The sequence below is a fragment of the Pirellulales bacterium genome (assembly GCA_035533075.1).
Taxonomy (GTDB): domain Bacteria; phylum Planctomycetota; class Planctomycetia; order Pirellulales; family JAICIG01; genus DASSFG01.
Genome location: DATLUO010000171.1, coordinates 30,070 through 41,601, shown reverse-complemented (window position 1 = coordinate 41,601; position 11,532 = coordinate 30,070). Strand labels below are relative to the sequence as shown.

10 protein-coding genes are annotated in these 11,532 nt (G+C 64.4%); 4 read left to right on the top strand and 6 right to left on the bottom strand.

Features of this window, described 5'->3' with window-relative positions; all coding sequences use genetic code 11:
• Window positions 1–68: 68 nt before the first annotated feature.
• From VNH11_21155 to VNH11_21140, 4 genes are all read right to left on the bottom strand, one after another.
• Complete coding sequence (locus VNH11_21155; GenBank protein ID HVA48888.1) at window positions 69–377, bottom strand: hypothetical protein; 309 nt, start codon at window positions 375–377, stop codon at window positions 69–71.
• Window positions 378–629: 252 nt separating this feature from the next.
• Complete coding sequence (gene hrpA, locus VNH11_21150) at window positions 630–4,538, bottom strand: ATP-dependent RNA helicase HrpA (GenBank protein HVA48887.1); 3,909 nt, start codon at window positions 4,536–4,538, stop codon at window positions 630–632.
• A gap of 58 nt (window positions 4,539–4,596) precedes the next feature.
• Complete coding sequence (locus VNH11_21145) at window positions 4,597–5,697, bottom strand: prolyl oligopeptidase family serine peptidase (GenBank protein HVA48886.1); 1,101 nt, start codon at window positions 5,695–5,697, stop codon at window positions 4,597–4,599.
• Entirely contained in the window at window positions 5,694–5,942 is a 249-nt protein-coding gene (locus VNH11_21140; protein HVA48885.1) for a hypothetical protein, read from the bottom strand. The genes VNH11_21145 and VNH11_21140 overlap by 4 nt, the downstream gene beginning before the upstream one ends.
• 212 nt (window positions 5,943–6,154) lie before the next feature.
• Here VNH11_21140 and VNH11_21135 point away from each other — a divergent pair, with 212 nt between their 5' ends.
• From VNH11_21135 to VNH11_21120, 4 genes are all read left to right on the top strand, one after another.
• Window positions 6,155–7,999, top strand: coding sequence for a GTPase (locus VNH11_21135; GenBank protein HVA48884.1), 1,845 nt, complete (start codon window positions 6,155–6,157; stop codon window positions 7,997–7,999).
• A gap of 359 nt (window positions 8,000–8,358) precedes the next feature.
• Window positions 8,359–8,829 carry a cupin domain-containing protein gene (locus VNH11_21130; protein ID HVA48883.1) on the top strand — a complete coding sequence of 157 codons (471 nt, stop codon included), beginning with the start codon at window positions 8,359–8,361 and terminating at the stop codon, window positions 8,827–8,829.
• A gap of 225 nt (window positions 8,830–9,054) precedes the next feature.
• Window positions 9,055–10,104, top strand: a complete 1,050-nt coding sequence (locus VNH11_21125; protein HVA48882.1) for an ASPIC/UnbV domain-containing protein — start codon at window positions 9,055–9,057, stop codon at window positions 10,102–10,104.
• Complete coding sequence (locus tag VNH11_21120; GenBank protein HVA48881.1) at window positions 10,068–10,820, top strand: SDR family oxidoreductase; 753 nt, start codon at window positions 10,068–10,070, stop codon at window positions 10,818–10,820. The genes VNH11_21125 and VNH11_21120 overlap by 37 nt, the downstream gene beginning before the upstream one ends.
• A gap of 12 nt (window positions 10,821–10,832) precedes the next feature.
• Here the strand turns inward: VNH11_21120 and VNH11_21115 are convergent, their stop codons facing one another.
• Window positions 10,833–11,216: a hypothetical protein gene (locus VNH11_21115; protein ID HVA48880.1), complete on the bottom strand. Its 384-nt coding sequence runs from the start codon at window positions 11,214–11,216 to the stop codon at window positions 10,833–10,835.
• A 6-nt stretch (window positions 11,217–11,222) separates the two neighbouring features.
• Entirely contained in the window at window positions 11,223–11,486 is a 264-nt protein-coding gene (locus VNH11_21110) for a hypothetical protein (GenBank protein HVA48879.1), read from the bottom strand.
• Between the last annotated feature and the right edge of the window lie 46 nt (window positions 11,487–11,532).

The window sequence follows — 11,532 nt, the reverse complement described above, 5'->3', positions numbered from 1 at the left end:
GTCGCTGCGCTCCCTGCGCTACGCAGTCCAACCCCACAGCGGGAGTAGGAACACCCAAGGGGACATTTCTATCCGTCAGAAACAGGGGACATTTCTATCCGCGTGTAACACAAGGCAACTAGTAGCGATTGCGCGCCTGCCCGTCGCAAGGCTTTCCCCTTTCTCGGTCGAGGGAAGTAGGCAGCACGCCGAACGCTTCGTAGAGGACCAGCCCCAGCGAGTAGAGGTCGCTCTGGATCGTCGTCTCGCCGCGCGCCAACCGTTCGCGACGCCATGTAGGCCGGCGTGCCGGCAATCTCGCCGACGCCACTGGCACCGTGCTCCAGGCGTGCCAGGCCGAAGTCGGTGATCCGCGCCTGGCCCCGGCCATCGATCATGACGTTGGCTGGCTCCAGGTCCCGGTGCAACACCCCCCTTCTCGTTGGCCGCCGCCAGACCCGCGCAAAGCTGCTGGGCGATCTCGAGGCCCTTGTCCCTGGGCAAACGCCCGATGCGGCGCAGCAAACCTTTCAGATCTTCGCCGTCGATAAACTCCATCGACAGAAAGTGCTGGCCCTCCACCTCGTCGATGTCATAGACCCGGCAAAACTCCTAAGAACGGAGGCGGGCCAGCGCATGACGCTCCCACCCTACACCAACTTCGCCCAAAGCTGATCGAGCCGCTTGGTGGAAACCGTCGTGAGCGTCCCTAACTGCTGGGCAAACAGCGATACGCGAAACTCCTCGATCAGCCAGCGATATTGGGCCAACGCCGCGTCGTAGATGCCTTCGCGAGCATATTGCGCGGCAAGATCGAGATAGGCCAGCCAACGGCCTTCCAGTTCTTCGAACAACTGGCGGTCGCGGGCCATGCCCCCCGACGCCAGCCGTTCCAGCCGTATCTGAACTGCCCGCAGATAGCGCGGATACGATTGCAACGACTGCCAGGCCGTCGAAGTCAAAAAACCGGGCCGGAACAACTCGCCAAGCTGGCTCTCGATGTCCGTGACGGCATACAGCCACTGTGTGTTGGTCGCTTGCTGCAAGCTGCGCCGCACGGCCGAATGGCTCTCCAAAATCAGCGCGACCAGCGGCACCACATCCTGCACGGCTACGCCGGTCCGCTCGCGGCCGGCGGCGAGCATCGCTTCGAACTCCGCCTGGCTGCGGGGCAACGGCCGGTCGAGAAAGGCCCGATCGGCTACCAGCTCGATAAGCTGCTCCTTCCAATAACTTCGGTCGCCCAAATCGCTGCCCAACGCAGCCAACTCGCCCAGACCGGGCAGCCACTCGATGTGCGGCTCGATGTCGCTATGCGCCGCCAGCACCACCAGCCGGCGCACCCCGCCACGCGTCTGCGCTGTGGCCGCTTCCAATGTGCCAGCCAGCCGCAACGAGACGCTGGTGCCCGCGTCGATCAACGTTGGGAAACCCGCCAGCACCATCCCTCCGCGGCTCACTTCGACGCGTTCGGGCAAGTCGCCGAAGTCCCAACTCGTGACGTCTCGCCGGTTAAAGCGTGCGTCCTCGAGCGCGCCCCAGGTCGGCCGAGTATCGGTCCAAAGCTGCTTGCACACGCCGGCCACATCGCGGCCGACGGCCAACGCCCGGCCGGTCGAATCGACCACGCGAATCCGCATCCGCAAATGGTCGGGCACGCGCGACAGGCGAAAGGCCTCGGCCGAGATCGGCGTGCCGACGATGCGGGTCAAGGCGTGGGCCATCGCCGCCTGCAAGCAGCCTTCGGGATAGTGCAACTCGGCCAGCACACGCCGCGCCGTGTCGGGCACCGGCACCAGCCCGCGCCGCACCGTCTTGGGGAGCGATTTGATCAGCGCCACGACCTTCTCTTCGACCAGCCCCGGCACGAGCCACTCCAGCCGCCGCGCGTCGAGCTGGTGGAAGCCTTCTTTCGGCACCGTGATGGTGACGCCGTCGTGCTCGGTGCCCGGCTCGAAGCAATAGTCGAGCGGCAGCCGCATGGTACTGACGCTGATGGCGTCGGGAAACGCCTCCGCATCCTTCTCCACGAGCGGGTCGGCGAGCAGGTTTTTCGGCGACATGAAGAGCAAGCCCGGCTGCTGGTGTTCCGCCTCGCGCCGCCAACGCTCGAAGCTGGCCGCATCGACCACCTCTTCCGGCAGCCGCCGGTCGTAAAAGCCGAAGCGGGCGTGCTCGCCGCGCACCAGGCCGTATCGCCGCACCTTCCGCTGCAACCGCTCCAATTCTGCCAGCAACTGTTGATTGTGCGCCAGAAACTTGGCCCGCGTGGGGCAGCCGCCATGCACCAGCCCGTGTTCGATGAACAGCTCCCGCGCGTACACCGGATCGACGGCGGCCAGCGGCACACGCCGCTCGCGCGCGATCGGCAGGCCGAACAGCGAGACGTTTTCCACGACCATCGCCGCGCCGACCGACGGATCCCAGTGCGGATCGCGATGGCTGCGCTTCACCAGGTGCTCGGCGAGCGGCTCGATCCAGCGCGGATGAATGCGGGCGGCCGTGCGCAGGTAGCGGCGGTTCGTCTCCAGCACCTCGCCGGCGATCACCCACTTCGGCCGCCGCTGGTAGGCCGCCGAGCCGGGCCACAGCATCGCTTTTTGTCCGCCGGCCACCGTGTATTCATAGGGGTCGCTGCGATACGCGATGCTCGACAAGAAGCCGGCCAACAACGCCCGGTGAATCCGCTCATAGTCGTTGCGGCGCGGATGCAGCTCGAAGCCCGCCTGGCCGCAGAACTTCAAAAGCTGCCGATGGATCTCCAGCCACTCGCGCATGCGGTTGTGCGACAGAAAGAATTCGCGGCAGGCCTTGCGCACCTGATTGCGCGACAACCGCCCCTTCAGCTCGTGGTAAAAATCCCACAGCCTCAAGAAGCCGATAAAATCCGACTGCTCGTCGGCGAACCGGGCGTGGGCCTGATCGGCCGCCTCCTGCTGGTCGGAGGGCCGCTCACGCGGGTCGTGCAGATCCAGCACCGCGGCGATGATCAGAATCTCGTGCAGGCAGTTCTCGCGCACGCCCGCCATAATGATGCGCCCGATCCGGGGATCGACGGGCAAGCGGCTGAGCTGCCGCCCCAGCTCGGTCAACTGCTGCCGCTCGTCCGTCGCCCCAAGCTCGAACAGCGTGCGGTAGGCGTCGCTCACCGATTCGGGCCGCGGGGCATCGAGAAACGGAAAGTCCTCGATCTCGCCCAGCCGCAACGCCTTGGCCTGCAAAGCCACGGCCGCCAGGTTGCTGCGCAAAATCTCGGCCGGCGTATAACGCTCGCGGCTGAGAAAGTCGTCTTCGCGATACAGCCGAATGCAGATGCCCGGCCCCAACCGGCCGCAACGCCCCTTTCGCTGATCGGCCGAAGCCTGCGACACCGGCTCGATCGGCAGCCGCTGGACCTTGGAGCGGGCCGCATAACGGCTGATTCGCGCAGTGCCGCTGTCGATCACCGATCGCACGCCCGGCACCGTCAGGCTCGACTCGGCGACGTTCGTGGCGATCACAATCCGACGACCCTGATGGGGCTGAAAGATGCGGTTCTGCTCCGCCGTCGAAAGCCGTGCATACAGCGGCAGCACTTCCGTCGCGCGTCCGGGCTGGTCGCCGGGAATGCGATGCGCCCGCAGCGCTTTGGCCGTGGCCAGAATCTCCTGCTCGGTCGGCATGAAGATCAGGATGTCGCCCGGTTGCTCGCGGGCCAGTTCGTCGACCGCGGCCAAGACAGCCCGTTCCATATCGGGCTCTTCGCCTTCCTTCTCGGCGATCGGCGGTCGATAGCGGACTTCGACCGGATAGGTGCGGCCCGACACGCTGATCACCGGCACGTCGCCGGCCACCGATTCGAAGTGCCGCGCGAAGCGTTCGGCGTCGATCGTGGCCGACGTCACGATCAGCTTCAGATCGCGGCGGCTGGGCAGCAACCGCTTCAAGTATCCGAGCAGAAAGTCGATGTTCAGCGACCGCTCGTGCGCCTCGTCGAGAATGATGGTGTCGTACTGGTTGAGAAACCGGTCGTGGTGCGATTCGGCCAGCAGCACGCCGTCGGTGAGCAGCTTGACGTAGGTCCGCGGGTTCGTGGCATCGGTGAAGCGAATCTTGTAGCCGACGGCCTGGCCCAGCGGCGAACCCAGTTCTTCGGCGATGCGGGCCGCCACGCTCCGGGCGGCGATGCGTCGCGGCTGGGTGTGCCCGATAAAACCTTCCAGACCGCGGCCGATCTCCAGGCAGATTTTGGGAAGCTGCGTCGACTTGCCGGAACCGGTGTCGCCGCAGACGATCACCACTTGATGTTCGCGGATGGCGGCGGCGATCTCGCCCCGCCGGGCGGCGACGGGCAGCGCATCGTCGTACCGCGCGTGCGGCACGTTCGCCCGGCGTGCCTGCCGGAGGGCCGCCGACTTCTCCAGTTCATCGGCCAGCCGCGAAAGCCGCTGGTCGGTGGGCCGACCGCGTTGTTCGGCCTGTTCGATATCTCGCAATTGCCGGCGCAGCCGCCAGCGATCGGCGAACAGTGCGTCGCCGATTCTGGCCCCCAGTTCCGATATTGAAAAAATTTCGGCCAACCGGCCCGCCCATCAGAAGTTGCCCGCCCTCGCCGCTATTATATGCGGGCGCGTGAGGTTACGGACGCAGCACCGCGTCGAACAGCCGATATGCTTCGTCTCGCATCGCGTCGGGAAAGTCGTGCTCGCAGTCGGGATGCTCGACGCGAAGATGGTCGCCTTGGCCGTAGAGCTTGAACACCTCGCGCGCGGCCGCGGCCAGCCGATCGACGCTGTCGAACTTGAAGTTGCTGTCATGCAGCGGCGCCACGATCAACACCTGCCGCGGCGCCAAGGCACCGATCATCTCCGAGAAATCGAACGGGATCTCAGCCAGGCGGTTGCGATAGCCGGCCAGCTTTGGCATGTAACGGGTCTGACACCAGCCCTTTTCGGGGAACCAGACCTTTTCGTCGCCGCCCATGTAGTCGAGATACGAGTCCAGGCCGCAGCTCGACACCACCGCCTTGATGCGGTCATCGAACACCGCGGTATATACGGAATTGTGCCCGCCCAGCGAATGGCCGATGACACCAAAGGCGTCAGGCCGCACAAAGCCGAGCGACGCCAGCAAGTCGAGGCCGCGGATGTTGTCCCAAACCGCCTTCAACGTGCCGCTCTCCCAGCCGAGCGCCTTCAGGTCGGGCTGATACTCGGCCAACAGCGGATAGCTGGGCGAAAGCGTCACATAACCTCGCTCGGCCAGCTCCGCGGCATAACTGCGATTCGCCTTGCCACCCAGGCCGACCACCACCCCATGCCCCGCGACGTTGTCCGTCGGGTGCAGGCACAACACGGCGGGCACGCGCGCCGCGCCCTTGGCCAGGGCCGCTTTGGGAATGCACAGGTAAGCAGGCACGCGGCCGCCCGGCTCAGAGCTATACGTAATCAGTCGCCGCACGTACTGGCCGCGGTCGACTTCTTCTTCAACCTTCATATCGAGGGGGCAGCGCTTCTCGTCGCCCGGCAAGCGGCCCATGACCGACTGCATGCCCTCCAGGATCTCGGCCCGCCGTTTCAGCCAGTCGGCCGTGGTGCGGACAGGCAGCGGCCCGCCATTCGGTCCGCGATAGACCAGCAAATTGTCGCGCGGCAGGCGCGGCTCGGCGGCCGGCAGCAGCGAAGCCGCCGCGAGGCAGTATAGAACCGGAGTCAATGGCACCCCATGCCGGAATCTCATCGTGGCTCTCTTTCTTCTTTTTGTGATGTCGCTCGCTGCAGCTCGTTTTCGATGGCCGCGAGCGTCTGGCCGATCGGTTCGTGAATCACGAAATCGGCAATGCCATCGAGCGGCGTCGGATCGCCGGGCGAACGGAAGTCGGGGATGCCGCTTTCGGTGCTGATGGCCGCCCCGGTGAAAGCCGCACCCCGCTGGCACTCGGCCAGCCAGGCGGCGACTTCAATGATCGGCGAGGCAACCGGCATGCAAGGTTCAGGGTTCGGGGTTCAGGCGCTGGCTGGCGAGTCGTAAGGTGGGACCAGCGAGCTTGCGAGCGCCGGCCCACCGTTGGCAACGACGTCTTTCGCGGTTGGCCAGAGCTCGCAAGCTCGCTGGTCCCACCTTACATTCGCTGATTATCAATTCGCAATTTGCAATTTGCAATTCCTCCCCCCCGCGGCCTACCATCTACTGCTGCATGAGCGTCGCTTTCGATCTTTGGGCGGAACAAATCCAACGGCTGCACTGCGCGCTCGACGAGCTGGCCGCGGCCGCGGCCACGCTGGGCATGCCCACGCCCGAAAATCAGGAGTGGTCCGAGCTGCTCAAGCACAAGCTGTTGCCCCAACTCGGTATCAAACCCGCCCTGGTCGTGGCGGTCGTGGGCGGCACCAACATCGGCAAGTCGGTGATATTCAACCACCTGGCCGGCCAAAACGCCAGCGCCGTCAGTCCGCTGGCCGCCGGCACCCGGCATCCCATCTGCCTTGTGCCGCCGGGCTTCGACGACGCCCGGCTCCTCGCGCGCCTGTTCGAAGGCTTCGAGCTGCGCGAGTGGCAGTCGGCCGCCGACTCGCTGACCGACTGCGCCGAGCATCTCCTCTTCTGGCGGCTGGCCGAAAGCGTGCCTCCGCGGCTGTTGCTGCTCGACACGCCCGACGTCGATTCCGATGCGGCGGTGAACTGGCTGCGTGCCGACCAGATCCGCCGTTCGGCCGACGTGCTGATCGCCGTGCTCACGCAGCAGAAGTACAACGACGCGGCGGTGAAGCAGTTCTTCCGCAAGGCCGCCGAGGCCGACAAGCCGGTGATCGTGGTCTTCAACCAGTGCGACCTGGCCGAAGACCGCGACTATTGGCCGCAGTGGCTGGCCACGTTTACGGCCGAAACGGGCGCTCGCCCGGACCACGTGTACGTCGTGCCTTACGACCGCGCGGCCGCCAACCACCTGCGATTGCCGTTTTGCGAAGTCGGACCCGATGGCCATGCCCCGCTCGGTGGACCCGCATCGTTGCAGGCGGAGTTGGCTCAGCTCCATTTCGACGCCATCAAGGTCCGCACATTCCGCGGGGCGTTGGCCCGGTTGCTCGACCGCGACGGCGGCGTGCCGGCCTGGCTCTGGCAGTTGCGCGAGGCGAGTGCCGAGTTTGCGGCCGCCAACAAGACGTTGAACGCGGCGCAGATGGCCCGCGTCGACTGGCCGACGCTGCCGCCACGTTTGCTGGTCGATGAAGTCCGTGCCTGGTGGGACGCCCGGCGCAGCGGCTGGTCGCGCAAGATTCACGCCTTCTATCGCGTCGTGGGTCAGGGCGTTTCCTGGCCGGTGCGCGAGGCGTGGCGGACGGCGCGGGGCGACGCCGAGCCGCCGCAGGAGACGTTTCGCGCCCGTGAGCGGCAGGCGATTGTCGAAGCCTTGGAAAAACTGCTGGCCGAGCTCGACCGCCTTTCGCAGATCGGCAACGACGTGCTGCGGCCGCGGCTGGCGGCGATGTTGGGCGGGGCCGCGCGTGAGGCGTTGTTGGCACGGCTGGCCGCGGCCCACGCGGCGTTGCCGGCGCTCGACGACGACTACCGCGCCTTCCTGCGGAGCGAGCTCGATCGTTGGAGCGAAGGGAACCCCGGCGCCATCAACGTGCTGCGGTCGCTCGACAACGCGGCCGCGGTGGCCAGGCCGGCGATCACGGTCACGCTGGCCGTCAGCGGCTGGATTCTGGCCGGCGACGTCGTGGGCCACGCGGCGGCGCACCTGGCCGGCCAGACGGCCAGTCATTTGGCAACCGAGGCCATGATTGCCGGCGGCACGACGGTCGGCGGCGAGGCCGTGGTGACCGTGACGGGCGAGGGCGTGACGCAGGCGGCCGCCCGTCTCTTCCGTCGCTTGCAGCTTCGCTACGCCGAAATGCGTGCCCAATGGCTGGCCGATTGGCTGGAGCGCGAGCTGCTGGGCAAGCTGCTGGCCCCCCTGCGCGCCGGCGCCGACCTCGTCCACGCGCCGCCCTTTCGCGAAGTCGAGCTGGCCCTCGACGCGCTTCGTTCCGCGTAGTGCGGTACGGCGAATGAGGCTTCTCGACCGCCATGTCGGCGGTCGGGTTTTGAATGTCAGGTGTTTGGCCGCCTTGCGGAACGCCCGCGGTCCGGAATAAGATCAATCGCGGTGTATTCCCGATCGCCGGCCGGCGCTCGCGCCACGCTAAGTCGCCGGCCGCATTAATCTTCGTCTATGGGAGTGGTTTCATGAAGGGCGTTAGTCGTCGAAGCGTTATTGGGATTGCGGCGGGCGCCGTGGCCAGTGGAGTGGTTGGCGCGAAGGCGCGATCGAACGGCGAATTCGCGGGCGAAAAGGCGGGTCCTGAACCAGACCGGCCCGCGGCCGGCCAAACTGACTCTATCTACAAATTCCGCATGGGAAAGGCGCCGGTCCACCGCTACGGCGAGAGTTCCATCCGCGAGCACAAGCTTCACGACTTCCCGATTTCGGCATCCATCTCGGCCAGTTTGATCGACCTTTCCGCCGGCGATCTGCGCGAGCCTCACTGGCATCCGAACTCGGATGAGTGGCTGTTTGTGATGGCCGGCGAAATCCGTATGACAATCGTCGACGGACAGGGAGTGCCGTCGCTGTTCGACTGCGGCCCCGAAGACGTCGCTTTCGTCCCTCAGGGGTTCGGGCATTACGTCGAAAACGTGGGTGGTATGACGGCCAAGCTGATGCTGATTCATAACCACGCCGAATTCACCACCGTGAACCTGAGTGAGTGGGTGGCGGGTGGATCGACAGGAGTTTTTGCATCGACCTTGAACATGCCGCGGCAGGCGTTCGGCGACGCTCCCAAAGAGCGCGTGTTCATCGGCAAGAAGCGGGCCAAGGGCTGACGGCCAGTACAGCAACTCACAATTGTTGGCCCACCAGAGGCCGCTGTTCCCTAATTTGACATCCACCTAGGCTATGTGATCGCCGCAGTGTTACGCCGGTCGTCCCCGTCGGACGCGCCTAGTCGCTGTAGCTCCCAAAACAGGCGGCCGGTTTTTGAAGACGCCAAGGGACCGCAATGGTTTGCTTGGGCTGATTTCGATTATGACGGCGCACCAGACGCGGCGTTGCTGGACGAAAGCGGCCACCTGCACGTCTTCGCTAACGAACGCTCGGCCAGTTTTGTGCCCTGGCAGAATGTCCGTCCGCTGGCCACGGATGAGAAGGCCGACGGCGATAATCGAATCAATTCCTTCGGCGTTGGAGGCGAAATCGAGCTGCGTACCGGCACCCACGTAGTCAAACAACCGATCAACGCGCCGGTGGTCCATTTCGGTCTGGGCGAACGGAAGCGAGCGGATGTATTGCGCATTGTCTGGCCCAACGGCACGTTTCAGGCGGAGTTTGATACGCCGATCGACAAGGCCGTCAAGGCCGTACAGCGGCTCGGTTTTCCGGCCGGCAAAAACAAAACCATGCTGATCCGACTCGATGGACTGGACGAGTCCCGCGGTTCCGGCGTGGCGCGTCGCTTTCGCCTGCGGACCAATATGGAGGTTTATTGGGACTGGCTGGCTTATGGTCTGGGGCGAGACGATGCGGCGGTCAAGCGGCGAGAACTGGCGCCGCAGACGGCCGATTTGCGTTTCCGCGGCATTGTGGCGATGACCCAGGCAAACCGCAGCTCTCCGGAGTTGCCCGACTATGATCAGCTTGTTTCGGTCGGCCAGCACTGGCGCGACTTGATTGGCTACCACACGCGACATGGCGACATTCGCGAGCTGCTGGCAGCCATCGACGACCGCTACGCCATCGTTACCGCCGGCGACGAGATCGTCCTTAAGTTTGCGGCTCCGCCTGAACCGGCAGCCGGCTGGAAACGAGATTTTGTCTGGATCTCGGACGGCTGGGTGAAAGACGGCGATTACAATACACGTTTTGGAAAGACGGTTTTACCTTTGCCGGCCCACGGCATGAACAAGTACACCACACCACCCGGCAAGCTCGAAGACGATCGGGTCTTCCGTCACCATCGGCAAGACTGGCAAAACTATCACACCCGCTACATCACGCCGCACGTGTTCGAGCAGGGGCTGCGCCGCTTTCGCCCAGGACAACCTATTCAGCGAGGTAAACAAACATGGACCAAGCATTCGCAAACCGCGTGGCACTGGTGACGGGCGGTTCAAGAGGAATCGGCCGGGCCACGGCGCTGCGGCTGGCACGGGAAGGGGCCGACGTGGCCATCAGCTACGCGTCGCGGACCGACGCCGCCGAGGCCGTCGTGGGCGAAATCCGCTCGCTGGGCCGCCGCGCGGTCTGTGCCCCTTGCGATGTCTCGAAGCCCGACGACGTGGAACGGCTCGTGAGCGCGGCCCGAACGAAGATTGGTCCCATCGACCTGCTGGCGCATTGCGGAGCCATCAGCAACATTGCCAGCCACGCGGAGCTGTCTTACGAGCAGTGGCGCGAGACGATCGACGTGAACCTCAACGGGACGTTCCTGGTGGTGTTCGCCGTCAAAGACGAAATGCTCCGGCGTGGTTTTGGCCGCATGGTCACGGTTTCGTCGATTGCGGCGCTTCGCCCGCGAAAAATGCAAATTCATTACGCCTCGGCCAAGGCGGGCGTGATCGCGCTCACGCGCTGCTGCGCCGAGGCGTTTGCTCCGCACGTGCGGGTGAACTGCGTCGCGCCGGGCCTGACCGAAACCGAAATGGCGCACGTCTTGCCGGAACAGACCATCCGCCAAGTGGTCAGCGAAACGCCGCTGGGCCGGATCGGGCAACCCGACGAGATCGCCAACGTGATTCGCTTCCTGCTCAGCGAAGAATCGAGCTTCATGACCGGGCAAACGGTCGTCTCGTCCGGCGGCCGGGCGATGATACCCTAGCGCGATTTTCGGCTATACAAGGCCCAATTTCCGCGTGTACCAAAACCCGTCGGATTCTCTCACCCAGCGCTCTCGAAACGCCATCTCTCGCCCCTTCGCGTCCTGTGCGACGACCAGCGCGTAGGCAAAATCCCGGTCCTCATTTCTTGCTGGCACGTCGATATGCAGCTTAAGGCCGTCTATTCGTAGCACGTGCAAAGGGCCGTATTTCTCGATAAAGTGCGACAAAGAGCTTTGATATAACTCCAGCGTGATCTTGCCTGCCGTTCTTAGGCGAGGGTCAACAATTTCAAAGCATTTGTCGAATTTACGCTCGTTCAAGAGGTCGTACAGCCGCTTTATTCGATGACGTAGGCGCTTCGTCTCGGTCAGCACATTGGTCGGTTGTTCGCTCATGGCATGTCAATTGTCGCCGGATGACGAGTGCGGGTTGAACCAAAGACCTGTCTCTGGGTCTTGATCGGCGCTGATCTTAATCCGCTGGCAAGTCGGCTTGTGATATACGAAGTACCATCGCCACCATTTGCCTTTCGCGTCAGGAGGGTTCTTGGTGCGGCCATTCCTTTGGCGACTTTCTTCATCCCAATTAACAGCGCCCTCATCTCCAGGCAAGCCTTCCCAGGGTTCGGGCCAGAGATCGTGAATGGCCCGTTCAGGATCATCCATTGGTGAACCGATTTCCAGCCATGATGCCTAGCATGGGCCCGACACT